Annotated in this window: 23 protein-coding genes and 1 pseudogene; 10 read left to right on the forward strand and 14 right to left on the reverse strand. The window is 72.5% G+C overall.

Going from position 1 to position 23,613, the window contains the following annotated elements:
• Positions 1-164: 164 nt before the first annotated feature.
• The 8 genes from SMA5143A_RS05775 to SMA5143A_RS05810 form a co-directional block, all read right to left on the reverse strand.
• Positions 165-692: an NUDIX hydrolase family protein gene (locus SMA5143A_RS05775; protein ID WP_055541164.1), complete on the reverse strand. Its 528-nt coding sequence runs from the start codon at positions 690-692 to the stop codon at positions 165-167.
• Positions 693-779: 87 nt separating this feature from the next.
• A complete protein-coding gene (locus SMA5143A_RS05780) occupies positions 780-1,487 on the reverse strand; it encodes a GntR family transcriptional regulator (protein WP_107461904.1) in 708 nt (235 codons plus the stop codon).
• Between the two features lie 42 nt (positions 1,488-1,529).
• A complete protein-coding gene (locus SMA5143A_RS05785; protein WP_107461836.1) occupies positions 1,530-2,531 on the reverse strand; it encodes a proline racemase family protein in 1,002 nt (333 codons plus the stop codon).
• A gap of 42 nt (positions 2,532-2,573) precedes the next feature.
• Entirely contained in the window at positions 2,574-3,506 is a 933-nt protein-coding gene (locus SMA5143A_RS05790; protein WP_107461837.1) for a dihydrodipicolinate synthase family protein, read from the reverse strand.
• Positions 3,507-3,600: 94 nt separating this feature from the next.
• Positions 3,601-5,085, reverse strand: a complete 1,485-nt coding sequence (locus SMA5143A_RS05795) for an FAD/NAD(P)-dependent oxidoreductase (RefSeq protein WP_107461838.1) — start codon at positions 5,083-5,085, stop codon at positions 3,601-3,603.
• A complete protein-coding gene (locus SMA5143A_RS05800; RefSeq protein ID WP_107461839.1) occupies positions 5,075-5,374 on the reverse strand; it encodes a (2Fe-2S)-binding protein in 300 nt (99 codons plus the stop codon). The genes SMA5143A_RS05795 and SMA5143A_RS05800 overlap by 11 nt, the downstream gene beginning before the upstream one ends.
• Entirely contained in the window at positions 5,371-6,537 is a 1,167-nt protein-coding gene (locus tag SMA5143A_RS05805) for an NAD(P)/FAD-dependent oxidoreductase (protein ID WP_107461840.1), read from the reverse strand. The genes SMA5143A_RS05800 and SMA5143A_RS05805 overlap by 4 nt, the downstream gene beginning before the upstream one ends.
• A gap of 81 nt (positions 6,538-6,618) precedes the next feature.
• Entirely contained in the window at positions 6,619-7,593 is a 975-nt protein-coding gene (locus SMA5143A_RS05810) for a GNAT family N-acetyltransferase (RefSeq protein WP_181361752.1), read from the reverse strand.
• 180 nt (positions 7,594-7,773) lie between these two features.
• Here SMA5143A_RS05810 and SMA5143A_RS05815 point away from each other — a divergent pair, with 180 nt between their 5' ends.
• From SMA5143A_RS05815 to SMA5143A_RS05855, 9 genes and pseudogenes are all read left to right on the forward strand, one after another.
• Positions 7,774-9,630 carry a glycoside hydrolase family 15 protein gene (locus tag SMA5143A_RS05815; RefSeq protein WP_107461841.1) on the forward strand — a complete coding sequence of 619 codons (1,857 nt, stop codon included), beginning with the start codon at positions 7,774-7,776 and terminating at the stop codon, positions 9,628-9,630.
• A 157-nt stretch (positions 9,631-9,787) separates the two neighbouring features.
• On the forward strand, positions 9,788-9,880 hold the full coding sequence (locus SMA5143A_RS44700; RefSeq protein WP_375136460.1) for a putative leader peptide: 93 nt from the start codon (positions 9,788-9,790) through the stop codon (positions 9,878-9,880).
• Positions 9,881-10,002: 122 nt separating this feature from the next.
• The gene (locus SMA5143A_RS05820; protein WP_107461842.1) at positions 10,003-10,923 is read left to right on the forward strand and encodes a glutathione S-transferase C-terminal domain-containing protein; all 921 of its coding nucleotides are present in this window, start codon (positions 10,003-10,005) and stop codon (positions 10,921-10,923) included.
• 406 nt (positions 10,924-11,329) lie between these two features.
• Positions 11,330-12,273, forward strand: a pseudogene (locus SMA5143A_RS44705) (ABC transporter permease subunit).
• Positions 12,270-13,085: an amino acid ABC transporter ATP-binding protein gene (locus SMA5143A_RS05835; RefSeq protein ID WP_107461843.1), complete on the forward strand. Its 816-nt coding sequence runs from the start codon at positions 12,270-12,272 to the stop codon at positions 13,083-13,085. The pseudogene SMA5143A_RS44705 and the gene SMA5143A_RS05835 overlap by 4 nt, the downstream one beginning before the upstream one ends.
• 118 nt (positions 13,086-13,203) lie before the next feature.
• The gene (locus SMA5143A_RS05840) at positions 13,204-14,232 is read left to right on the forward strand and encodes an ABC transporter substrate-binding protein (protein WP_107461844.1); all 1,029 of its coding nucleotides are present in this window, start codon (positions 13,204-13,206) and stop codon (positions 14,230-14,232) included.
• A gap of 52 nt (positions 14,233-14,284) precedes the next feature.
• On the forward strand, positions 14,285-14,653 hold the full coding sequence (locus tag SMA5143A_RS44710; RefSeq protein ID WP_375136461.1) for a putative leader peptide: 369 nt from the start codon (positions 14,285-14,287) through the stop codon (positions 14,651-14,653).
• A gap of 78 nt (positions 14,654-14,731) precedes the next feature.
• The gene (locus SMA5143A_RS05850; RefSeq protein WP_107461845.1) at positions 14,732-15,997 is read left to right on the forward strand and encodes an LLM class flavin-dependent oxidoreductase; all 1,266 of its coding nucleotides are present in this window, start codon (positions 14,732-14,734) and stop codon (positions 15,995-15,997) included.
• Positions 15,998-16,016: 19 nt separating this feature from the next.
• A complete protein-coding gene (locus tag SMA5143A_RS05855; RefSeq protein WP_107461846.1) occupies positions 16,017-17,375 on the forward strand; it encodes an NtaA/DmoA family FMN-dependent monooxygenase in 1,359 nt (452 codons plus the stop codon).
• Positions 17,376-17,453: 78 nt separating this feature from the next.
• Here the strand turns inward: SMA5143A_RS05855 and SMA5143A_RS05860 are convergent, their stop codons facing one another.
• From SMA5143A_RS05860 to SMA5143A_RS05875, 4 genes are all read right to left on the reverse strand, one after another.
• Positions 17,454-17,780, reverse strand: a complete 327-nt coding sequence (locus tag SMA5143A_RS05860; RefSeq protein ID WP_107461847.1) for a DUF3140 domain-containing protein — start codon at positions 17,778-17,780, stop codon at positions 17,454-17,456.
• Between the two features lie 49 nt (positions 17,781-17,829).
• Positions 17,830-18,315, reverse strand: a complete 486-nt coding sequence (locus tag SMA5143A_RS05865) for a Dps family protein (RefSeq protein ID WP_107461848.1) — start codon at positions 18,313-18,315, stop codon at positions 17,830-17,832.
• 21 nt (positions 18,316-18,336) lie between these two features.
• Positions 18,337-18,639, reverse strand: a complete 303-nt coding sequence (locus SMA5143A_RS05870; RefSeq protein WP_055717376.1) for a WhiB family transcriptional regulator — start codon at positions 18,637-18,639, stop codon at positions 18,337-18,339.
• A 109-nt stretch (positions 18,640-18,748) separates the two neighbouring features.
• Positions 18,749-19,558 (reverse strand): alpha/beta hydrolase, encoded by an 810-nt coding sequence (locus tag SMA5143A_RS05875; protein ID WP_107461850.1) that lies wholly within the window; start codon positions 19,556-19,558, stop codon positions 18,749-18,751.
• Between the two features lie 134 nt (positions 19,559-19,692).
• On the opposite strand from SMA5143A_RS05875, the gene SMA5143A_RS05880 reads away from it, so the two are divergent.
• Complete coding sequence (locus SMA5143A_RS05880; protein ID WP_107461851.1) at positions 19,693-20,466, forward strand: sulfite exporter TauE/SafE family protein; 774 nt, start codon at positions 19,693-19,695, stop codon at positions 20,464-20,466.
• On the opposite strand, the gene SMA5143A_RS05885 is transcribed toward SMA5143A_RS05880, so the two are convergent.
• Positions 20,452-21,282, reverse strand: a complete 831-nt coding sequence (locus SMA5143A_RS05885; RefSeq protein ID WP_107461852.1) for an HAD-IIA family hydrolase — start codon at positions 21,280-21,282, stop codon at positions 20,452-20,454. The two genes, SMA5143A_RS05880 and SMA5143A_RS05885, sit on opposite strands and share 15 nt — an antisense overlap.
• A gap of 100 nt (positions 21,283-21,382) precedes the next feature.
• Positions 21,383-23,473 carry an MDR family MFS transporter gene (locus SMA5143A_RS05890; protein WP_107461853.1) on the reverse strand — a complete coding sequence of 697 codons (2,091 nt, stop codon included), beginning with the start codon at positions 23,471-23,473 and terminating at the stop codon, positions 21,383-21,385.
• Positions 23,474-23,613 lie beyond the last annotated feature (140 nt).

Raw genomic sequence — 23,613 nt, forward strand, 5'->3', positions numbered from 1 at the left:
TCGGCGTTTCGGACGGCCGACGGGTGCCTCGGACGCCCGAGGTGTCCGGACGGCCGAGGGTGTCCGGACGGCCGAGGAAGCCGCGGACCGCCGACGGTGGTCCGGGCGCCCGGCGGCACGGGGAGGTGCCGCCGGGGCTCACTGCCGCAGGGGTCGGACCCGGCCTAGGACACGCAGCCGACGTGGGCGAGGGCCTGCTTCAACAGGACTCCCTGACCGCCCGGCATCTCGCTCTGGACCGACGGCGACGCGGCCTCCTGCGGGCTGAACCACACCAGGTCGAGCGCGTCCTGCCGGGGACGGCAGTCGCCGGACACGGGGACGATGTACGCGAGCGCCACCGCGTGCTGCCGGGGGTCGTGGAACGGCGTGATGCCCTGCGTCGGGAAGTACTCGGCGACCGTGAAGGGCTGAAGCGAGGCCGGGACGCGGGGCAGTGCCACCGGGCCGAGGTCCTTCTCCAGGTGGCGCAGGAGCGCGTCGCGTACCCGCTCGTGGTGCATCACGCGGCCGGACACCAGCGTGCGGCTGACCGTTCCGTCCGGGCCGATGCGCAGCAGCAGGCCGATGCTGGTGACTTCGCCGCTGTCGTCGACGCGCACGGGCACGGCCTCGACGTACAGGATCGGCATACGGGCGCGCGCCGATTCGAGTTCGTCGGACGTCAGCCAGCCAGGCGTGGTTTCGGTCATGTCAGACATTGGCCGATCATACTTTCAACGTCACGTGGTGTGGGCGTAGCGCCGATCACATGCGGCGCGCCCGTGTCGGGGTGCCGCTCAGCCGTGGGCGGCCCACTGCCCCCGGACGTGCCCGAGGTGGCGGGTCATGACCGCCCGGACGGCGTTCTCGTCGCGGTCGAGGAGGGCGTCGAGGAGTTCCAGGTGCTCCTGGGCGGACGCCAGGAGACGGCCCGCCTCGACGAGCGCGGTCAGCCCGAACAGTCGTGAGCGTTTGCGCAGGTCGCCCACCACCTCGACCAGATGCGCGTTGCCCGCGAGGGCCAGCAGACCGAGGTGGAAGCGGGTGTCGGCCTCCACGTACGCGATGAGGTCCCCGGCGGCCGCGGCGGCCACGATCTCCCGCGCGGCGGGCCGCAGCGCCTCCAGGGAGACGGGGTCGGCGGTCCGGGCCAGGGCGACGGTGGTCGGGATCTCGATCAGCGAGCGGATCTGGGTGTACTCGTCGAGCTGCCTCTCGGTCACGGCGGTGACCCGGAAGCCCTTGTTGGGCACGGTGTCGACCAGACCCTCCTTGGCGAGGTCCAGCATGGCCTCGCGGACCGGGGTGGCCGAGACACCGAAGCGGGCGGCGAGCGCGGGCGCGGAGTACACCTGGCCCGGCCGCAGCTCACCGGCGATCAGCGCGGCCCGCAGCGCGTCGGCGACCCGTTCCCGGTAGCTGCTCTTCTTGCCGCCGAGCACCGGCAGGACGGGCGCCGGGGGAGCGGCGCCCTGAACGGCGGAGGCGGTGCCTCGCGGGGCCATGGGGGACATGCGGTCTCTCCTGGAGTCCTGGAGCCCGGAATCCTAGAGGACGAATCCGGAGGGGAACGGGTCGGTCGGGTCGAGCAGGTACTGGGCGGTGCCGGTGATCCAGGCGCGGCCCGTGAAGCTGGGCAGCACGGCCGGCACCCCGGCCACCTCGGTCTCGCCGAGGAGCCGTCCGGTGAACCGGGTGCCGATGAAGGACTCGTTCACGAACTCGGTGTGCAGCGGGAGTTCGCCCCGCGCGTGCAGTTGCGCCATGCGCGCACTGGTGCCCGTACCGCAGGGCGAGCGGTCGAACCAGCCGGGGTGGATGGCCATCGCGTGCCGTGAGTGCCGGGCGGTGGCGCCGGGCGCGTACAGATGGACGTGGTGCACGCCGTGGATGGACGGGTCCTCGGGGTGGACGGGTTCCTCCTCGGCGTTGATGGCGTCCATCAGGTCGAGCCCGGCGCGGAGGATGTCGTCCTTGCGGGAGCGGTCGAAGGGCAGCCCGAACTCCTCCAGCGGCAGGATGGCGTAGAAGTTCCCGCCGTACGCCAGGTCGTAGGTGACCGTCCGCCCGTCGGCCAGGGTGATCCTGCGGTCCAGGCCGACGGAGAACGACGGCACGTTGCGCAGGGTGACCGCCTTCGCCGCGCCGTCCTCCACGGCCACCTCGGCGACGACCAGCCCGGCCGGGGTGTCGAGACGGATGGTGGTGACCGGCTCGACCACCTCGACCATGCCGGTCTCGACCAGGACCGTCGCCACCCCGATCGTGCCGTGGCCGCACATGGGCAGATAGCCGGAGACCTCGATGTAGACCACACCCCAGTCGCGGTCGGGGCGGGTCGGCGGCTGGAGGATCGCACCGCTCATCGCCGCGTGACCGCGCGGCTCGTTCATCAGCAACTGCTTGACGTCGTCCCGGTGTTCACGGAACCACAGCCGCCGTTCGTTCATGGTCGCGCCGGGGATGGTGCCGATCCCGCCGGTGATCACCCGGGTCGGCATGCCCTCGGTGTGCGAGTCGACGGCGTGCAGGACGAGCTTGCTGCGCATGACCGTTCTCCTTCTTCCGCTCTCCTTCCGCTTCCGCGCGCGTCACACGAGCCCCGCGGCGACGGCCTTCTCGGTGGCGGACCGGATCACGGCCTCCTGCTCCGGCAGCAGCTCCACGCGCGGCGGCCGGCAGCGCCCGCCGTGCCGGCCCACGATGTCCATGGACAGCTTGATGGCCTGTACGAACTCGACCTTCGAGTCCCAGCGCAGCAGCGGGTGCAGTTGCTCGTACAGCCCCTTCGCCGTCGCGAGGTCCCCGTCCACCGCCGCGTGGTACAACTCCACGGTCGCCGCGGGCAGCGCGTTCGGGTACCCGGCGACCCAGCCCTTGGCGCCCGCCAGCGCGAGCTCCAGCAGTACGTCGTCGGCGCCGATCAACAGGTCCAGTTCAGGAGCGAGTTCGGCCAACTGGTAGGCCCGGCGCACATCCCCGGAGAACTCCTTCACGGCCCGGATGTACCCCTCGCCGTGCAGCTTCGCCAGCAGCTCGGGGACCAGATCGACCTTGGTGTCGACGGGGTTGTTGTACGCCACGACGGGCAGGCCCGCCTTGGCGACCTCCGCGTAGTGCGCCAGCACCGAACGCTCGTCGGCGCGGTAGGCGTTCGGCGGGAGCAGCATCACGGACGCGCAGCCCGCGTCCCGTGCCTGCTCGGCCCAGCGGCGGGACTCGGCGGAGCCGTACGCGGCGACCCCCGGCATCACCCGCGAACCGCCGATCGCCGAGACGGCCGTCTCCACGACCCGCGCCCGCTCCTCGGGCGTCAGCACCTGGTACTCGCCGAGGGAACCGTTCGGCACGACGCCGTCGCAGCCGTTCTCGACCAACCACGCGCAGTGCTCGGCGTACTTGTCGTAGTCCACGGACAGATCGTCGCGCAGGGGGAGTGCGGTGGCGACGAGGACACCGCGCCAGGGACGGCTGCCGGTGCGGTGGGCGGTGCCGGAGCCGGTCGAGCGCGCGGAAGTGGTCATCTGCGGGTCCTCCATAGGGTGTGACATGGTACTGACGGCGTGTCTGACGGGCGGCTTCTCGACGGTTTCGGACGGGTGGCTTCTCGACGACGGCTCACTCCACCGGCGGACCTCCCGGCTCCCCGGTCTCCCCGGCCCGCGCCAGCACACCGAGCGGTACGGGGCGTGCGAACGGCCGTCGGGCCACCGTCTCCGCGCATCCGGCGAGCCCCGCGACCGCCGGGCCGCACATCCGGCCCTGGCACCAGCCCATCCCGGCCCTGGTGAGCAGCTTCACCGTGCGGACGTCCCCGGCCCCCAGTTCCCCGACGGCCTCGCGGACCGCCCCGGCGGTGACCTCCTCGCATCGGCACACCACCGTGTCGTCGGTGACCTGCTCCGCCCAGTGCGCCGGCGGCACGTACACGGTGTCGAGCGCGGCGAAGAACTCCCGCAGCCGCGTGCGGGACGCGGCGGCGGCCGCCCACTCCCGCGGATCCGGTTCCCGGCCCCCAAGCCGGGCCGCCGCCGACCGCCCGGCGACATGGCCCTCCGCCAGGGACAGGGCCGCGCCGCCGATCCCGGTGGCCTCGCCCGCCGCCCAGACGCCCGGCACATCGGTGCGCTGCTCGTCGTCGACGGCCACGCTCATGCCGTCGGCGTCGAGACGGCAGCCCAGGGACTCGGCGAGGTCGGTGTGCGGGACCATGCCGTGTCCGACGGCCAGCGTGTCGCAGGGGATGCGCCGCTCACCGCCTGTCCGGACCCGCCCCTCGGCGTCCAGCGCGGCGACGGTCACGGCTTCCAGCCGGTCGGTGCCGTGCGCCTCGACCACGGTGTGGCGTACCAGGGTCCGCACGCGGCGGCGCAGCAACTCCACCGCGTATCCGGCCCCTTCGGCCAGCTTGTCCACTCGGCCCGTGAGCGTCCCCGCCCGCCGGACGAGCGCTTTGGGGTCGGCGGACTCGACGAGCGCGGCCACCCGGACACCGGCCGCCGCGAGCCCGGTCGCCACCGGCAGCAGCAACGGGCCGGTCCCGGCGACGACCGCCGTACGGCCGGACACCACGAGCCGGCCCTTCAGCATGGCCTGCGCGCCCCCGGCGGTGACCACGCCCGGCAGGGTCCAGCCGGGGAAGGGCAACACTTTCTCGTAGCCGCCGGTCGCGAGCACGACGGCGTCGGCCCGCACCTCGACAGGCTCCTCCTGGCCGGGGCCGAGCAGCGCGTGCACGGCGAAGCCGCCGGGGGCGTCGGAGGGCCGTTGCCCCGGCGTCCCGCCGGAGTGCCGCTCCACGCACCACACGTGGTGCTCGGGGAGATGCGTGATGTTCCCGGCGGCGAGGTGCCGTTCGAGACCGTCGCGCAGCCGCCGCCAGGTCCGCCACTGGTGGTGGAGCGCCTGCGGGCGCCGGGCCCCGAGCGCCGCGGCGGGCTGCCGGTAGAACTGGCCGCCGGGTGCCTCCGCGGAGTCGATCATCGTCACGTGGACGCCCCGCCCGGCCGCCGCGAGCGCCGCGGCGAGGCCGGCCGGCCCCGCGCCGACGACCGCGAGGCGGGGCGGTGGTCCACCGCGCGGCCCGACCGGTTCAGTGCCCATGCCCCGTCCCCTCCTGCGTGCGGATCACGTCGCCCGGCCGGACCGGCACCAGACAAGCCCGCTGGTTGGGGCGGTCGTTGACGGTCACCAGACAGTCGAAGCAGACGCCGATGCCGCAGAACACCCCGCGCGGCCGGCCTTCGCCGCGGGTGGTGCGCCAGGAGGTCACCCCGGCCGTCCAGAGCACTGCCGCGACCGTCTGACCGGGCAGGGCCTCCAGTTCACGGCCGTCGAGGGTGACGCCGAAGGCGGGCCCCGGTTCGGCGTCCGCCAGCTCCAACGGATTCATCCCGCGGCCTCCTCCTGGACGGCGAACCGGTCCGGGCGGAACGGCGTCAGATCCAGGTCCGGTGTCCTGCCGCCGAGCACCTGGGCGATCAACTGCCCCGTCCCGGTGGCGAGTCCGATGCCCGCCCCCTCGTGTCCGCACGCGTGGAACAGTCCCGGCACCCTCGGGTCCGGCCCGATCGCGGGCAGATGGTCCGGCATGTACGGCCGGAACCCGACGTACGTCCGCATCGCGCGCACCCGCTCCAGGAACGGGAACAGCCGGGTCGCGCCCGCCGCCAGCGCCCGCGCCACGGGCAGCGAGAACGACCGGTCGAAACCGACCCGCTCCCGGCTCGCCCCGATGAGCACCGGCCCGGCGGCCGTGCCCTCGACGACCGGGGAGGTCTGCAACGCCGCCGAGTCGCTGGCCACGTCGGCCACGTAGTCGGCGGCGTACACCTTGTGCCGCACCAGGGGCGGGAGCGGTTCGGTGACGAGGACGAATCCGCGCCGGGGGAGGACGGGGAGGTGGACCCCGGCGAGCGCGGCCAGCTCGCCGCCCCAGGTGCCGGCGGCGTTCACCACGGCCGGGGCATGCAGCTCGCCCCGGTCGGTCCGTACGCCGCGCACGGCGCCGTCGGGGGAGCGGAGAACCCCGGTCACCGTGCGGCCGGTGAGCAGGTGGGCACCCGAGGTCCGTAGGAGGTGGGCCGCGGCGAGGGTCGGCATGACCTGGGCGTCCTGCGGGTAGTACACGCCACCGGCGAGGCCGGGCGCCAACTCCGGTTCCAGGTTGAGCAGTTGACCGGCGGGGACGGTTTCCGCCGTGACCCCGGCGGTGCGCTGCCCGGCCGCGAACTTCTCCAGGGCGGCGAGCCCTTCCGGTGCCGAGGCGACGACGAGCCCGCCCTTCGGGTCGTACTCGAACGCCGTCCCGAGGCCGGGTTCGCAGGCCAGTTCGGTCCACAAACGGTTCGACAGGAGGGCGAGTTCGAGTTCGGGACCGGGTTCCTTGTCGGAGACGAGCAGGTTGCCCTCGCCCGCCCCGGTCGTGCCACCGGCCACCGGGCCGCGGTCCACCACGGCCACGTCCAGCCCTGCCCGGGCCGCGTACAGGGCGCAGGCCGCGCCCACCATCCCCGCTCCCACCACCACGACGTCGCAGGTCAGTCGCTCGGTCACCTCAGTACTATGTCACATGGCGCTCTGCCTCGGAATACCGTGAAGCCGAGCGCGGTGGCGGCGGGCGGCGGTGCGGCGGGCTCAGCGCCAGTCGTCGATGACGTAGGCGTCCGGGTGGCTGTAGCCGGGTTCGTTGGGCCTGTGCATGGTCACGCCCTGGAGCCAGGTGCGGAAACCACGGTCGGCCATGCGCCGGTAGGCGTCCTCGCGGGCCAGGTTCATCCCGGCGTCCAGTTGCCCCAGCCCCTTCTCGGCGGCCAGCCGCTCACACGCGTCCAGCAGCCGCCCGAACCGGTCCGCGGCGCCAGGGCCGGGGCGTACGGCGCCGAACTTGACGAAGCAGACGTCCTCACCGGCCTCCGACCCCGCTCCGCAATGACAGACGGCCAGGCCGTCGAGGCCGGTGCCGGAGCCCTCAAGAAGGAGGGTGTCCCCGAGGCCCTGTGCCTGGGTGGCGACGATCTCGCGCTCCAGACTCAGGCCCTCGAACACGGACTCCGTCAGCGCGCGGCAAAGACTCAGCGCCTCGGCCCGCTCGGCAGCGGTCAGCTCTCCGTACGACAGACGGCCGGGAACCGCGGCAGGGGCCGTGACCTGCTTCTTCATGATGGCGGTCAGGAATCGGGGCCAGAAGCCGTACCGGCGGTAGAGCTCCAGGTGCTTGGGACTGTGCGAGAACGTGAACAGGCCGAGGTGGCGGTTCCCCCAGGTGTCGAAGCAGGCCATGACCGGTTCCATCAGGCGCCTGCCGATGCCCTGGTCCCACAGATCCGGACGTACGGTCAGCGGGCCGAAGTACCCGACGCTGCCCCAGTCGGCGGCGAAGTTCGTCCCGACGACCTCGCCCTCGACGGTCGCCGCGAAGGCCGCGCGGGGATCCGCCGCCCAGCGGGTGCGGACGTAGTCGGCGGTCCCGAAGAACGTCTCCGGCTCGGGGAACCCGAGGAAGGTCCCGAAGGCGACCCTGAAGATCTCGTCGGCCCGATCCAGGTCCGGCTCCACCAGCGGGCGGACCGCCACCGAGGCGACACCACCGGCTCGCTGCGCTGCGGACATGCTGGCTCTCCTTTCCGCCCCCGCTTCCATCGCACCACGGACCCGCGCACCGGGCGATACGACAGTTCGACGCGCACGGCGGGCACGGACTCCCCACACACACCCATCCCCGCCCCGCCCCGGCAACTCGAACGCCCCGTCCCACATGCCCCCGCCCCCGCCCGCCCCGACACTGACCCCATGCCAGGACACGCCCCCGGCGCGCGGTCGGGACCCAGCGCCATCGAGGACTACGCCCTGATCGGCGACCTCCTCACCGCGGCCCTGGTCGCCAGGGACGGCAGCGTCGACTGGCTCTGCCTGCCCCGTTTCGACTCACCCGCCTGCTTCGCCGCCCTGCTCGGCGACGAGGACAACGGCCGCTGGCGCGTCGCCCCCGCCGACGAGACCGGCGCGGTGGCCCGACGCCGCTACCGGGACGGCACGCTGATCCTGGAGACGGAGTGGGAGACCCCCTCCGGGCGGGCCCTGGTCACCGACTTCATGCCGCCGCGCGGCGAGGACGCCCCCTGTGTCGTACGGATCGTCGAGGGACTGTCCGGCACCGTGGACATGCGCATGGAGCTGCGGCTGCGCTTCGACTACGGCCGGGTGCTGCCGTGGATGCGGCACAAGGACGGGCAGCTGACCGGTATCGCCGGGCCCGACGCGGTCTGGCTCGGCACCCCCGTCCGGCTCACCGCCCACGGCACCTCCCACCGCGCCGCCTTCCGCGTCACCCCCGGCGAGCGCGTCCCCTTCGTGCTCGTCTGGCGTCCCTCCCACCTGCCGGCCCCCGACCCCGTCGACGCCTTCGACGCGCTCGCCGCCACGGACACGTACTGGCGGCTGTGGCTGCGCCGCCTGACGTACGACGGCCCCTACCGCGACGCCGTCGCCCGCTCCCTCATCACCCTCAAGGCCCTCACGTACGAGCCGACCGGCGGCATCGTCGCCGCGCCGACCACCTCCCTGCCCGAGGAGATCGGCGGTGTCCGCAACTGGGACTACCGCTACTGCTGGCTGCGCGACGCCGGGATGGCACTGGAGGCGCTGCTGCGCAGCGGGTTCACCGCCGAGGCGGACGCCTGGCGCGGCTGGCTGGCCCGGGCCCTCGCGGGCCGCCCCGAGGACGCGCAGATCATGTACGGCATCGCCGGTGAGCGGCGGCTCACCGAATGGGAGGCCGACTGGCTGCCGGGCTACGAGGGGTCGCGCCCGGTGCGGATCGGCAACGCCGCCGCGGCCCAGCGCCAGCTCGACGTGCCCGGCGAGGTCATGGAGACCATCCATCTGTCCATCGGCTGCGGACTGCGCCCCCGCCGCCACCTCGTCGACCTCCAGGCGGTCCTCCTCGACCATCTGGAGCAGGCGTGGACCCTGCCCGACCAGGGCCTGTGGGAGATGCGCGGCACCCCCCGCCACTACACGCACTCCAAGGTGATGTGCTGGGTCGCCTTCGACCGGGCGGTCCGCCTCGCGGAGGCGCACGACCGCCCCGGCCCGGTGGAGCACTGGCGCCTGATCCGGGACCGTATCCACCGCGAGGTGTGCGAACGCGCCTTCGACCCCGACCGGGGGACCTTCACCCAGTCGTACGGCTCCCGAGAACTCGACGCCGCGCTGCTCCAGATCCCCCAGACCGGGTTCCTGCCGCCCGACGACCCCCGTGTCGTCGGCACCGTGGAGGCGGTACGCCGCGAACTCCTCGCCGACGGCCTCGTGGCCCGCTACTCCGCGGGCGGCCCCGACGCCCCGGACGGGCTCACCGGCGGCGAGGGCGCCTTCCTCGCCTGCTCCTTCTGGCTCGCGGACGCCCTGCTGTCCATCGGCCGCGAGGACGAGGCCCGCGACCTGTACGAGCGGCTGCTCGACCTGCGCAACGACGTCGGGCTGCTCGCCGAGGAGTACGACCCCCGAACCCGCCGCCAACTCGGCAACTTCCCGCAGGCGTTCACCCATGTGCCCCTCATCCGGGTCGCCTACGAACTCGACCGGCACGCCCCCCACGCCCGCCGCGGCCACCCCGGGGCGCCGCCGGGCGCGGGGAAGGGGTGACCGTGCTGCGGGCTTCCGCGCGGCCCCGACCGAGCCCGGCGACCGCTCCTCGGACACCCACTTGACGCGGGCCGACACGGGATCGACACTCCATGCAGGGTATTTCCTAGTGAACAGGTAGGGAATGATGGGGCGCCTGGAGCCGGTGGTGACTCGTGTGCGACGCACACGCCGGCAGTCCCTCCTGCTGACCTCCCGCCGTCACATCGACCTGCTGCGCGTCTCCAGCGCGACCCACCCCGCCGCCTGAACCGGCGCTCCGCCGCGCCCGCGGCCGACGAGGACGCGTGCGCCCGCCCGCGCGCGGCGCAGCCGTCGTTCCGTACGCCCGCGTACCGATCCGCCCGTGAACCCGCGACCCCTGGGAGACCCATGTCCGCCCTGTCCGTCCATGCCCTGAACGCCGTTCCGACGCAGCGGCCGCAGCCCGTCTTCCGGGGGCGGATCGGCTGTGACGCCCGCAGCGGTCACTACGCCGTCCCGCGCCGGTACCGGCTGCATCTGTCGCTGTCCTGTCCGGGCGCCCTGCGCATCGCCGTCGTGCACGGCCTCCTCGGGCTCGCGGACGCCTGCCCCGTCACGCTCCTGCCCGCCGTCCCCGACGGACCCGACGGTGAACACTCCGAGCTGCGCCCCCTGTACGAGGCCAGCGCCCACCGCTACTCCGGGGCGGCCACCGCGCCGGTCCTCAGCGACGACTGGTCCGGACGCATCGTCAGCACCCACGCCCCGGACATCATGCGCGACCTCGCCCGCCGGTTCGGCGGCGGCCGCCCCGAGCTGTACCCGTGCGACGCCGAGGCGGAGATCGAGGGTGTCACCCGGCTCTGCGCACAGGGCATCGACGGGGCCGCGCAACGGGCCGGACAGGCCGACACCGACGACGCGGTACGCCGGGACGCGCTCGGATCCCTGCTGCGCACCCTGCGCTCGCTCGACGCCCGCCTCGCCCGGCAGGAGTACGTCCTCGGCGACCGACTCACCGCCGCCGACGTCGAGTTGTGGACGAGCCTGGTGAGCCTCGACACCGTGCACCGCTGGCACCTGGACGCCTCCGCCGTGCACCGCGTCGCCGACCACCCGCGCCTGTGGGCGTACGCGCGCCGACTGACCGCCCACCCCGCCTTCGGCCCCCGTCTCGACCTCGACGGCATCGCCCGCAGGCACCACGCCCAGTGCCAGGGCCTGGAGGCCGCCGGAGCCGCCGTACAGATCCTCGACTGGGCCTCCCACGTCCCCGACCAGCCCGTATCGACTGACGGACAAGCATCCCAGGCTTTGGACGGACATTGACAGAGCCGTACCGGGCCTGCGTTACTTACGGCCACCCGAAGAGCGCGAGGCCCACCGGGGCCGGAAGAACGATGGTGACGAACATGTACGCAACCCCGAGGCCGGCCGCTTGGCGGCGCCACGGTTGCGTGCCGCTCTGCGCCGACCGCGCCGTCGATCTGCTCCGGGTCAACAGCGCACTGTGTAGCGCACGTCGTACGGCCTAGTGCCGTACCTCCGTCGAGGCTGACGGTTCAGTGAACCCCTGAGGCGCCGCTCCCGCGGTCCGCCCCGTCCTTCCGCCAGCCCCGGTGCCGTGCGCTTCCGTGCGTCTTCTTCCCTTTGCCCGCCGAGCGGCTCCCGTCCGCCGCGCGGTCCGAAGTCGCCTGCGTCGCCCGGGGTCTCCCACACTCCTCCGGAGCTCACCTTGAGTGAACCCCCAGGCGCCGCCGTGTCCGTCGCCGAGGCGCCACCGCCCGCCGACACCCCGTCAAAGGAATTGGCGGCGCAGCGCGTTCCGCCGCTGCGCCGTCCCGGCCGCTGGATCGCGACCGCGGTCGTCCTGGTCCTCGCGGCCCAGTTCGTCCACGGGCTGGTGTCCAACCGTTCCTGGGGACTGGGCATGAGCGAGCCCGCCCAGCCGCACGCCCCGAACGGTCTTGGGCGCGCTGGTCCCCGGCGTACTCAACCCCGGGGCGGCGACATGCATCGTGTGCATGGTCCGATCCCGGGAGGCCGGTTCTCTCACGACCTGGCCGAGTGGGTACGGACAGAGGGCGACGGAGAGGCCCCAGACCTTCTCTCCGGAGGAAAGTGGGCTCCGCACGCTGGCTCCGTTCCCGGTGTCCCAGATCGCCCGCTCACTGTAGCCCGAACAGACCAGACCGTCGCAAGCCCGGATGTCGACCATCACACGATCGAGCTAATCCACCTCCGTGCGCACTCCCCGGCAAGCAGTTGGCAACCTCTTCTACCAGTAACGAGGCGGCCTCCGCCCTGGGCCTGCCGAAGCGCTACCAGTTCCGCAGGATCGTCTTCCCGCAGGCCCTGCGCTCCATCACCCCCAACTACGTCAACCAGCTGATCGGCCTGGTCAAGAGCACCTCGCTCGTCTTCTACGTCTCCCTGCTCGACCTGTTCGGCACCGCGCAGACCATGGGCGCCACCTACCCCGGCGACATCGTGCCGCTGCTGCTGGTCGTCACCGCCTGGTACCTGATCCTGACCAGCGTCGTCTCCGTCATCCAGTTCTACGTCGAGCGGTACTACGCCCGGGGCGCCACCCGCACCCTGCCGCCGACGCCGTTGCGGAAACTGCGGGCCGGCCTCACCGAGCTGCGCGCCCGCATCCGCAGGGAGGCCGCCGTATGACCGCCGGGACCACCGAACTCGCCCACGGCACCCCCGAACCCACCCGGTCCGCGCCCGCCGCCGTGGAGGTGCGCGACGTGCACAAGTGGTACGGCACCCACCGGGTCCTCAACGGCGTGGACCTGACCGTGCGGCCCGGCGAGGTCACCGTGATCCTCGGCCCGTCCGGCTCCGGCAAGTCGACGCTGCTCCGGGTCATCAACCATCTGGAGAAGCCGGAGATCGGCCATGTCAGCGTCAACGGCGAACTGATCGGCGTGCGCCGGCACGGCGACCGGCTCAAGGAGCTGAACGAGCGGACCATCCTCGCCCAGCGCAGCCGTATCGGCTTCGTCTTCCAGAACTTCAACCTCTTCCCGCACCTGACCGTCCTCGACAACGTGGCCGCCGCCCCCGTCGCGACCGGGAGGCTGGGCGGGGAACAGGCCCGGGACCTCGCCCGCGAACTGCTGGACCGGGTCGGCCTCGCCGACAAGTCCGGTGCGTATCCACGGCAGTTGTCGGGCGGTCAGCAGCAGCGTGTCGCCATCGCCCGCGCCCTCGCGCTGCGGCCCGGCGTCATCCTCTTCGACGAACCCACCTCCGCCCTCGACCCCGAACTCGTCGGTGAGGTCCTCGCCGTCATCAAGGACCTGGCGAGGACCGGTACCACGCTGGTGATCGTCACCCACGAGATCGGCTTCGCCCGGGAGATCGCCGACCGGGTCGTCTTCATCGACGGCGGACGCATCGTCGAACAGGGCCCGCCCTCCGAGGTCCTCGACCGGCCGCGCCATGAACGCACCCGGGACTTCCTCGCCAAGGTCCTCTGAGCCGGGCACCCGCGCCGGAACCCGTGCCCGGACATCACCACTTCCCCCACACCCCCACACCCAGGTCCCCCACGACACCTTCCTTCCACCCGCGTGGAACCGAACGAACAGGACAGCCATGCCCACCCAGTTCTCCCGGCGCAGCCTGCTGCGCGGCATCACCGCGACGACCGCCGCCCTCACCCTCGCCGCCGGACTCAGCGCCTGCGGAGGAGACAGCGACGCCGCCACGAGGACGGCGAGCGACACCGCGGGCACGGTCACCGTGGGCCGGCTCTCCAACGGCGCCGCCACCGAGACCACCCTCAAGGTCTCCGAGGTGAAGTCCATCAGTGACCGCCTGCCCGCCGCCGTCAAGAAGCGCGGCACGCTCGTCATCGGCTCCGGAACCCTGCCCTCCGGCAGCCCGCCGCTCGGCTTCATCGGCGACGACCAGAAGACGCTCACCGGCTCCGAACCCGACTTCGGCAGACTGGTCGCCGCCGTCCTCGGCCTCGAACCCGAGGTACGCCAGTCCACCTGGGAGAACCTCTTCATCGGCCTCGACAGCGGCAAGGTCGACGTGGCCTTCTCCAACGTCACCGACACCGAGGAGCGCAAGAAGAAGTACGAGTTCGCCTCCTACCGCAAGGACGACCTCGCCTTCGAGGTGCGGAAGGACAGCGACTGGAACTTCGACGGCGACCACCGCGAGCTCGCCGGGAAGACGGTCTCCGTCGGCAACGGCACCAACCAGGAGAAGATCCTCCTGGAGTGGAAGGCGAAGCTGGCGAAGGAGGGCGCCAAGCCCCTCACCGTCAAGTACTTCCAGGAGAACAACAGCCTCTACCTCGCCCTCAACAGCGGCAAGATCGACGCCTACTTCGGCCCCAGCCCGAACCTCTCCTACCACGCGGCCAAGACGGCGAACACGCCGCAGGCGACCCGGATCGCGGGCCAGTTCTCCGGCGCCGGAGAGACCCTCCAGGGCCTGATCGCCGCGACCGCCAAGAAGGACAGCGGCCTCGCCGAGCCCCTCGCCGCGGCCATCAACCACCTCATCGAGAACGGCCAGTACGCCAAGTGGCTGAAGGCCTGGAACCTCTCCAACGAGGCCGTCGAGAAGTCCGAGGTCAACCCGCCCGGCCTGCCCCTCACCAACTCCTGACGCTCCCTCACCACGCCACGTCCCCGTGGCCTGACGAAAGGACTCCGCCCCCGTGGCCCAGCACACCGCCCCCCACGGAGGCGGAGCCCTGCCCACCCTCGCCGGGCCCCGGACCGACGTCCTCGACAACGCCGTCCGGTCCGCTCTCACCGGCCCCCACGCCGCCTTCGCCGAACGGGTCGGCGCCGCCGCCCGCTACCCCGACGACGTCTACGCCTTCGCTGCCTTCGCCGATGGTCCGCAGCCCGGGAACAGCCCCCGAGGCGGCGGTGTTGTGAGGGGCGAGGCGATCCGCGCGGCGCCCTCGCGCGCCCGGACGAAGGAGGTGACGGCCGTGCCCCGTGCGCCGCACGCCGTCCACCTCCACTCCCGGCCGCACATCGACCTCCAGCGCGTGGCCGGCGCGCTCTGTCGTTCCTGAACCGTCGCCCCAGCTCCGCCCTGTCCCGCCCCGCCGCGGGCCGGCGCTCTCCAACGGACCTCCAGGAAGGCACCCTCCGTGTCCCCTTCTTCTCCCCTGCACCTCGCCGTCGCCCTGGACGGCGCCGGCTGGCACCCGGCGGCCTGGCGTGAGCCGACGGCCCGCCCCCGGGACCTGTTCTCCGCCGGGTACTGGGCGGACCTGGTCACCGAGGCCGAGCGCGGACTGCTCGACCTCGTCACGATCGAGGACGGGCTCGGCCCGCAGTCCTCGCACCCGACGGAGCCCGACGACCGCACCGACCAGGTGCGCGGCCGACTGGACGCCGTCCTCGTGGCCGCCCGCGTCGCCCCGCTCACCCGGCACATAGGGATCGTCCCGACCGTGGTCGCCACCCACACCGAGCCGTTCCACATCTCCAAGGCCATCGCCACCCTCGACTACGTGAGCACCGGCCGCGCCGGCCTGCGCGTCCAGGTGACGGCCCGCCGCAACGAGGCCGCCCACTTCGGCCGCCGCACCTTCCCCCCGCTGCACCCCGACGACGTCACCCACCCCACCGACCCGGCCGTACGGCAGCTCCTCGGCGGCCTCTTCGACGAGGCGGCCGACCACGTCGAGGTCGTCCGCCGGCTCTGGGACAGCTGGGAGGACGACGCCGAGATCCGGGACGTCGCCACCGGCCGGTTCATCGACCGCGACAAGCTGCACTACATCGACTTCGAGGGCGCCCACTTCAAGGTCAAGGGCCCCTCGATCACCCCCCGCCCGCCGCAGGGCCAGCCGATCGTCAGCGCCCTCGCCCACCGCCACCCCACCGGCGCCCCCTTCCGGCTCCTCGCCCGCTCCGCCGACCTCGGCTACCTCACCCCCGAGGACACCGACGACGCCCGCGCCCAGGTCACCGAGGTCCGCGCCGCCCAGGCCGAGGCGGGCAGGGCCGACGAGACCCTGCACCTCTTCGGCGACCTCGTCGTCCTCCTCGACGACACCCCGGAGGCCGCCCGGTCCCGCCGCGCACGCCTCGACGACCTCGACGGCGGCCCGTACCCGAGCGACGCCCGCGTCTTCACCGGAACACCGGAGCAACTCGCCGATCTGCTGTTGGAGTTGGCGGAAGCCGGGCTCACCGGCTTCCGGCTGCGGCCCGCCGTCGCCGGCCACGACCTCCCCGCCATCACCCGGGGCCTGGTCCCGGAACTCCAGCGCCGGGGCGCCTTCCGACGCGCCTACGAGGCCCACACCCTGCGCGGACTGCTGGGCCTGCCCCGCCCCGCCAACCGCTACTCCCCCCAGCTCTCGACTTCGCGCGAGCCCGGGGCGACCCCCATCGCGACCGCCTGAGCCGGAGGGACCGTACGACATGAGCAAGCCGCTGAAGCAGATCCATCTGGCCGCGCACTTCCCCGGCGTCAACAACACCACCGTGTGGAGCGACCCCGAGGCCGGCAGCCACATCGAGTTCAGCTCCTTCGCGCACTTCGCGCGGACCGCCGAACGCGCCAAGTTCGACTTCCTGTTCCTCGCGGAGGGGCTGCGCCTGCGCGAACAGGGCGGGAAGATCTACGACCTGGACGTCGTCGGCCGCCCCGACACCTTCACCGTCCTCGCCGCGCTCGCCGCGGTCACCGAACGCCTCGGCCTCACCGGCACCATCAACTCCACGTTCAACGAGCCGTACGAGGTGGCCCGCCAGTTCGCGAGCCTCGACCACCTCTCCGCCGGACGCGCCGCCTGGAACGTCGTCACCTCCTGGGACGCCTTCACCGGCGAGAACTTCCGCCGGGGCGGCTTCCTGCCGCAGGAGGAGCGCTACTCACGGGCCAAGGAGTTCCTCGCCACCGCGAACGAACTCTTCGACTCCTGGCAGGGGGACGAGATCACCGCCGACCAGGAGACCGGGACGTTCCTGAGCGACGCCAAGGCCGGGGCCTTCGTCCACACCGGGCAGCACTTCGACATCGAGGGCCGCTTCAACGTGCCGCGCTCCCCGCAGGGCCGCCCGGTGATCTTCCAGGCGGGCGACTCCGACGAGGGCCGCGAGTTCGCCGCGGCCGGCGCCGACGCCATCTTCAGCCGGCACGCCACCCTCGACGCCGGCCAGGCGTTCTACACCGACGTCAAGAGCCGCCTCGCCGCGTACGGCCGCCGCCCCGACCAATTGCTCATCCTGCCCGCCGCGAGCTTCGTCCTCGGCGACACCGACGCCGAGGCCGAGGAACTCGCCAAGGAGGTGCGCCGACAGCAGGTCAGCGGCGCCACCGCCCTCAAGCACCTGGAGTTCGTCTGGAACCGGGACCTGTCCGCCTACGACCCGGAGGGCCCGCTGCCCGACATCGACCCGGACGTCGACGGCACCCACATCTCCCAGGGCCGCGCCCAGGTCCGCATGTACCGCGACCCGCTCGCCACGGCCCGCGCCTGGCGCGAGCTGGCCGCCGCGAACAACTGGTCCATCCGCGATCTCGTCATCGAGACCGGCAACCGGCAGAACTTCGTCGGCTCCCCGGCCACGGTCGCCAGGACCATCAACGAGTACGTCCAGTCCGACGCCGCCGACGGCTTCATCCTCGTCCCCCACATCACCCCGACCGGCCTGGACGCCTTCGCCGACCGGGTCGTGCCCCTCCTCCAGGAACAGGGCGTCTTCCGCGCCGACTACGAGGGCACCACCCTCCGGGACCACCTGGGCCTGGACACCCCCGACCTCACCGGTCCGTGACCCCGGGCACGCCGAGGCGGCGCCCGCGCTCTCGCGGGCGCCGCCGGTGGGGGACGGGGACGGACGGGGGAGGGACGGCTACGCCCTGAGCGGGTCGTGCCCCAGCGCCATCAGCCGGTGGCGGCGGTGCGTCCCGTCCGCGTCCGGCTCGTGCTCTTGGTGCGCGGTCACCGCGTCCACGACCCCGTACATCACCTCGAAGTCGTCCTCGGTGAGGTCCGCGCGCCGCTTCTGGAGGATCTCCAGCACCCGCCGGCCGCTCGGGGACCCCGGCTGCTCGGGCACCGCCTCGCTCTCCTCGTCGGCGTACCGGCTGTGGAGCCAGACCTCCAGCTCCTGCGAGGTCATGTTCACCACGCGGTGGAACTCGTCCCACAGCGCGTCCCGTTCCAGGGCGTCGGTCATCGCAGCCCCCTTAGCTGCTCGTGCTCGCGTACGGCCGCGGGGCGTGTGCTCATGCGTTCTCGCGCGGCCAGTTCTCCGCCTCGAACATCCAGCGCTGCTTCTCCAGCTCGGCGGTGAGGGAAATCAGCAGATCCTGCGACACCTTGTCCGCCTCCTCGGTCGCCTCGATGCGCTCCCGCAGGCGGCCGATCGCGGTCGTCAGCGCGTCCACCAGGAGCCGCACGACGTCGTTGTCCCGGAGCCAGCCCTCCTTGGTGCCCGGCAGGGCGAACCGGGCCGCGACCGTCTCGGGGCGGCCGTCGGGCGCGATGCCGAGCGCCGCCGCGCGTTCGGCGACCTGGTCGGAGTACGACCGTGCCGTGGCGACCACCTCGTCGAGCTGGAGGTGGATCGAACGGAACCTCGGGCCCACGACGTTCCAGTGGGCCTGCTTGCCGATCAGAGACAGCCCCAGCAGGTCGACCAGGGTCTCCTGCAGCGCGTCCCCGGTCACCCGGAGAGCCGACTCGGGCAGGGTGCTCCTCACTATCGTCATCAGGTGAAACTCCTCATCGCATCAATGGCGCGTCATCGCTTCATGGCGCGTCGCCCCGTGCCGCGCCAACGCTTCGTGCCGGGCCGCCTCGACGCTCCCGGCCGTGCGGAGCAGTGCGGTGCGTTCCGCCTCGCACATGCCGCCCCACACCCCGGACGTCTGCCCGCTGCCGAGCGCCCAATGCAGACACTCGCGCAGTACGGGGCACCGGGCACAGACGCGCTTGGCGGCCTCGATGTCGTCGAGCGCCGGTCCTGTCGTGCCCACGGGGAAGAACAACTCGGGGTCCTCACCCACGCAGGCCGCTTGCCGCAACCACTCCATGCGGGGCCGGGTGCCCCGCACGCATGGGGGAAAACGCGGCATCCCACAGCAGTGGACGCGGGCCTTCCACATTCCCCCGCCCACCCACCCACCGGGCCCCGCGGAGACCTCAGCCGGCGAGCACGCCGTCCACGAACTCCTTGACGTCCGCGAGGACTTCGTCCCGGTTGGTCTCGTTGAACACCTCGTGCCGGGCACCCGGGTACACCCGCTCCACCCACATGGCGCCGCGCAACTCCTCGACGCCGGTGCGGCTGCCGGCCAGCGGCACGATCCGGTCGTCGTCGCCGTGCACCCACAGCAGCGGCAGCGCCCCGACGCTCCCGTTCGCGGAGACGGTCTCCAGAGTGCGCGCGAACGCCTCCAACGTCGGCCGCTTGAACGGGCCGTGCCACACCTGCGGATCGTTCGCGTACGCGGAGCCGACCGCCGGATCCCGCGACAACTGCTTCGGGTCGAGCGGCACCTCGGGTACCTCCGGCGGCGCGAGCAGCGCCCACACCGCCTTCCAGTCACCGATCACCGGGCCGGACAGCACGAGCGCGGCCAGCCCGGCGCCGTACCGCTGCGCGTGCCGGGCGGCGATCAGACCGCCCATCGAATGGCCGATCAGCACCACCGGCAGTCCCGGATACGCGGCCCGGGCCAGCTCCTCCACCGTGCGCACATCGGTGACGACGTCCTCGAAGTCCTCGATCAGCACCCGCTCGCCCGCCGACCTGCCGTGCCCCATGTGGTCCGGGCCGAACACGGCCGCGCCATGCGCGACGAGGGCGTCCGCCACATGCTCGTACCGGCCGATGTGCTCGCCGTAGCCGTGGACCAGCAGCGCCACGTACCGCGCCCCCTCGCGCGGCCACTCGCGCGCGGTGACACCACCCCGGGTACCGGCGAAGGCGTGCTCCCGCGAGTCGGCCATGACTCCTCCAGCTACGTCGGTGAAGGTAACCCGGTGGATCTTGCCAGTCCGCCCGCCACGGGTCCATCGCTCAGGGCCGACAGGCGAGACGGTCCTGTCGAGGGCCGTTAGGTGCGCATAGCATCGGTCTCCGCATGAACACGATGACTCTCTGGCACCTGTCCCCGGCCGAGTTCGCCGCCCTGGCCTTCGCCGCCCTTCTCGTCGGCTTCTCCAAGACCGCCGTGAGCGGCGCCAACACCGTCAGCCTCGCGATCTTCGCGGCCGTGCTGCCGGCCCGCGCCTCGACCGGTGTCCTCCTGCCGATCCTCATCGTCGGGGACGTCCTCGCCGTGCTGACCTACCGTCGGCACGCCCACTGGCCCACCCTGTGGCGGCTCTTCCCCGCGGTCGGCGCGGGCGTCGTGTTCGGCACGCTGTTCCTGATGTGGGCCGACGACCAGGTCGTCCGGACCTCGATCGGCGCGATCCTCCTGCTGATGACGGCGGTCACCGTGTGGCGCCGCCGCACCGCCGACCAGGACGACGAACCCGACTCCGTCACCACCCGCGCCGGCCGCGTCAAGGCCCGCTCGTACGGTGTCCTCGGCGGCTTCACCACCATGGTCGCCAACGCCGGCGGCCCCGTGATGTCGATGTATCTGCTCTCGGCGGGCTTCCGCAAGCTCGGCTTCCTCGGCACGTCGGCGTTCTTCTTCCTGATCGTCAACGTCTCCAAGGTCCCCTTCAGCGTGGGCCTCGGCCTCATCGACGGCCCCTCCCTGCTGCTGGACGCGGCGCTCGCCCTGTTCGTGGTGCCGGGCGCGCTGCTGGGCAAGTGGGCGGTGCACCGCATCAACCAGCGGCTGTTCGAACAACTGGTGATCGCGGCGACGGTCCTCGGCGGCCTCCAGCTACTGCTGCGCTGACGACGCCCCCTCGCCGAGCCCCAGCAGCGCGGGCAGATCCGCGAACGAGTCCACCACGTGGTCGGGGCTGCCGCCGGCGGCGCGATGGGTCTCCGGGAGGTACTTCCCGGTCCTGACGAGCACACCGGTGACGCCGACCCGCTGCGCCGCCAGTACGTCCGACTCGATGTCGTCCCCGACCATCAGCGCGTGCCCGGCCCCGACGCCGAGGTGCGCCAGCGCCGCCTCGAAGAACGCGGCGGACGGCTTGCCCGTGATCTCGGCCTCCCTGCGCGCCGCCCGCTCCAACCCGACGAGGAACGCACCCGAGTCCAGTTGGAGCCCGTCGTCGGTCCGCCAGTACAGATTGCGGTGCATCGCGACCAGCCGGGCCCCGCGCTGCAACTGCCCGAAGGCCCGGTTGAGCGCCGCGTAGTCGAAACCGGGCCCCGCCCCGCCGACGATCACCACGTCGACGTCGGGGGCCATGTCCGATTCGGTGCCGTCGTCGCCGGTCAGCCGTACCCCGGTGAGGTCCTCCCGGATGTCGTCGCCGCTGTTCAGCAGCGCGCAGCGCGCCCCCGGACAGTGCCGGGCGAGATACGCGGCGGTCGCGGTCGGGGCGGTCAGGATGTCGTCGGCGGTCACGGGGAACCCGGCGCCGGTCAGGACCCCGGCCATCGACGCCCGCGTCCGGGACGTCGTGTTGGTCACCAGCGCGACCCCCAGCCCGGCCCCGCGGATCTCCCCCAACGCCCCGACCGCACCCGGCAGCGGCTTCCACGAGGTGGTGAGCACACCGTCGATGTCGACGAGAACAGCACGTTTCTCGGTCATACGGGGACGATACGCCGGAGACCGTCGACGGGCAGCCGACCGCTGGCGGACCGGCAGCGGCCCCTCAGCGGACCGGCAGTCGGCCGGTGATCGCCGGTGGTCAGCCGGTGGTCGCCGTCGCGCCGGACGGGACCGACTCGCGTTCCCGGGCCGGCAGACCGTGCGTGAGGTCCTCCCTCAGCAGCCGCTTGGCGATGGTGTCGACGGCGGCGCGCAGGTCCCCGTCGACGGGACGGCCGTAGTCCTCCTCCAGCCGCTGCCGGAGCCAGTCGCCCCAGGCCGCGCTGATCACCCGGGCCTCGCGGACACCCGCCTCCGTGTGGGAGAACAGCGTGCCGTCACGCGTGAGGTACCCCTCCTCCACCATGCGGTCGAAGACCGGCACCAGGACCTCGGGCGGCATACGGCGACGCGCCGCGATCAGCGTCAGGCTCCCATGGCCGACCATCCGGGTGAAGAGCTCGACCTGCATGACGGCCCAGGCGCCCGCGACGTCCAGCCGGGTGTCGGACGCGGTGACGACCCGGCGCGCGGTGTCCTGCTCGGTCCGGCCGATGATCCTCCCCACGGCCGCCTCCAGCAGCCGCTGCGAATCCCCGGCAGGAGGCCGCGCGAAACCCTCGCCCATGTCCGACGACCCCGCCCGCGCGCTGTCCCGCAACCGCACCTGCTTGAGGAACAGAGCGACCACGAAACCCAGGGCCGCGACCGGCACGGTCCACAGGAAGACGGTCTGGAGCGTGTCGGCGTACGCCTCGACGATCGGCTCCGCGACTTGGGCGGGCAGCCGGTGCAGGCCCTCGGGACTCTCCGCGGCCCGGGCGATCGTCGCCGGGTCAGCCGCCCCCGTCCGCGCGCCCTCGGCGACCGCGTCGGACAGCTTCGGGGCGAGCGTGTTGGCGTAGATCGTGCCGAACACGGCCGTCCCGAAGGAACTGCCCAGCGTACGGAAGAAGGTGACGCCCGAGGTCGCCGTCCCGAGGTCGGAGTACGCGACGGTGTTCTGCACGGCGATCGTCAGCACCTGCATGGACAGACCGATGCCGGTGCCGAGCACGAACATGTACAGCGACTCCAGCCAGGCGCTCGTGCCCGGCCCCATCAGCGACAGCAGATACAGGCCGACCCCCATCACGAGCGACCCGACGACGGGGAAGACCCGGTACCGCCCCGTCCTGCTGACGAAGGTGCCGCTGGCCACGGACGCGATGAGCAGCCCGATGACCATGGGGAGGGTCCGCACACCGGAGATGGTGGCCGAGTCGCCGTCGACGTACTGGAGGTAGCTCGGCAGATACGTCAGCGCGCCGAGCATCGCGAAGCCGACGATGAAGCTGAGGATCGAGCAGACCGTGAACACCGGGTTCCCGAACAGCCGCATCGGCAGCATCGGCTCGGCGGCGCGGGTCTCCGCCCAGCAGAACAGCGCGAGGGCGACGGCCCCGCCGACGAAGAGACCGATGACGACCCCGGACCCCCAGGCGTACTCGTTGCCGCCCCAGCTCGTGGCGAGGATGAGCGCGCTCGCGCCGATGGCGACGAGCCCGATGCCCAGGTAGTCGATGACGGGACGCGAGGCCGACTTCACCACCGGGATGGTGCGCGCGGCGGCCACGACCACGAGGATCGCGATGGGCACGTTGACATAGAACGCCCAGCGCCAGCTGAGGTGGTCGGTGAAGAGGCCGCCGAGCAGCGGCCCGATGACCGTGGCCACGCCGAACACGGCACCGATCGCGCCCTGGTACTTGCCGCGGTCCCGCAGCGGGATCACATCCGCGATCAGCGCCATCGCGGTCACCATGAGGCCGCCCGCGCCGACGCCCTGCATCGCCCGCCACAGGATCAGCAGCGTCATGTTGGAGGCGAGGCCGCAGAGGAACGACCCGGTGATGAAGACGACCGCCGACACCTGGAAGACGATCTTCCGCCCGAACAGGTCACCGAACTTGCCGACGAGCGCGGTCGCCACCGTCTCCGCGAGGAGATACGACGTCACCACCCACGACATGTGCTCGGCGCCGCCCAGGTCCGACACGATCGTCGGCAGCGCCGTGCCCACGATGGTCTGGTCGAGGGCCGCGAGCAGCATGCCCAGCATGATCGTCACGAAGACGACGTTGCGCCGGCGCGTGCTCAGCTCGGGCGCCCGCGCGGCGGACGGGGCGGCGGCGTCCTGAGTGGTCGTCACAGGGCCACGATCACACCGGCCGCTTCCCCCTGCATGCGGAGACGCTCCGCGCGGGTACCGCCACCGACGATCGGCGGCCCCCGCGTCCGGACCCGGCCCTCGCTGTGTGCCTGCGCAGCAGATACGTGTCGATCACCCAG

This window comes from Streptomyces sp. MA5143a, assembly GCF_900290235.1.
In the GTDB taxonomy this organism is placed as follows: Bacteria; Actinomycetota; Actinomycetes; order Streptomycetales; family Streptomycetaceae; genus Streptomyces.

Excerpts from the sequence above, each read along its gene's own strand:
- SMA5143A_RS05775 (WP_055541164.1), bottom strand. The coding sequence starts at position 692 with ATGACCGAAACCACGCCTGGCTGGCTGACGTCCGACGAACTCGAATCG.
- SMA5143A_RS05780 (WP_107461904.1), bottom strand. The coding sequence starts at position 1,487 with ATGGCCCCGCGAGGCACCGCCTCCGCCGTTCAGGGCGCCGCTCCCCCG.
- SMA5143A_RS05785 (WP_107461836.1), bottom strand. The coding sequence starts at position 2,531 with ATGCGCAGCAAGCTCGTCCTGCACGCCGTCGACTCGCACACCGAGGGC.
- SMA5143A_RS05790 (WP_107461837.1), bottom strand. The coding sequence starts at position 3,506 with ATGACCACTTCCGCGCGCTCGACCGGCTCCGGCACCGCCCACCGCACC.
- SMA5143A_RS05795 (WP_107461838.1), bottom strand. The coding sequence starts at position 5,085 with ATGGGCACTGAACCGGTCGGGCCGCGCGGTGGACCACCGCCCCGCCTC.
- SMA5143A_RS05800 (WP_107461839.1), bottom strand. The coding sequence starts at position 5,374 with ATGAATCCGTTGGAGCTGGCGGACGCCGAACCGGGGCCCGCCTTCGGC.
- SMA5143A_RS05810 (WP_181361752.1), bottom strand. The coding sequence starts at position 7,593 with ATGTCCGCAGCGCAGCGAGCCGGTGGTGTCGCCTCGGTGGCGGTCCGC.
- SMA5143A_RS05815 (WP_107461841.1), top strand. The coding sequence starts at position 7,774 with ATGCCAGGACACGCCCCCGGCGCGCGGTCGGGACCCAGCGCCATCGAG.
- SMA5143A_RS05820 (WP_107461842.1), top strand. The coding sequence starts at position 10,003 with ATGTCCGCCCTGTCCGTCCATGCCCTGAACGCCGTTCCGACGCAGCGG.
- SMA5143A_RS05835 (WP_107461843.1), top strand. The coding sequence starts at position 12,270 with ATGACCGCCGGGACCACCGAACTCGCCCACGGCACCCCCGAACCCACC.
- SMA5143A_RS05840 (WP_107461844.1), top strand. The coding sequence starts at position 13,204 with ATGCCCACCCAGTTCTCCCGGCGCAGCCTGCTGCGCGGCATCACCGCG.
- SMA5143A_RS05855 (WP_107461846.1), top strand. The coding sequence starts at position 16,017 with ATGAGCAAGCCGCTGAAGCAGATCCATCTGGCCGCGCACTTCCCCGGC.
- SMA5143A_RS05860 (WP_107461847.1), bottom strand. The coding sequence starts at position 17,780 with ATGACCGACGCCCTGGAACGGGACGCGCTGTGGGACGAGTTCCACCGC.
- SMA5143A_RS05865 (WP_107461848.1), bottom strand. The coding sequence starts at position 18,315 with ATGACGATAGTGAGGAGCACCCTGCCCGAGTCGGCTCTCCGGGTGACC.
- SMA5143A_RS05870 (WP_055717376.1), bottom strand. The coding sequence starts at position 18,639 with ATGGAGTGGTTGCGGCAAGCGGCCTGCGTGGGTGAGGACCCCGAGTTG.
- SMA5143A_RS05875 (WP_107461850.1), bottom strand. The coding sequence starts at position 19,558 with ATGGCCGACTCGCGGGAGCACGCCTTCGCCGGTACCCGGGGTGGTGTC.
- SMA5143A_RS05880 (WP_107461851.1), top strand. The coding sequence starts at position 19,693 with ATGAACACGATGACTCTCTGGCACCTGTCCCCGGCCGAGTTCGCCGCC.
- SMA5143A_RS05885 (WP_107461852.1), bottom strand. The coding sequence starts at position 21,282 with ATGACCGAGAAACGTGCTGTTCTCGTCGACATCGACGGTGTGCTCACC.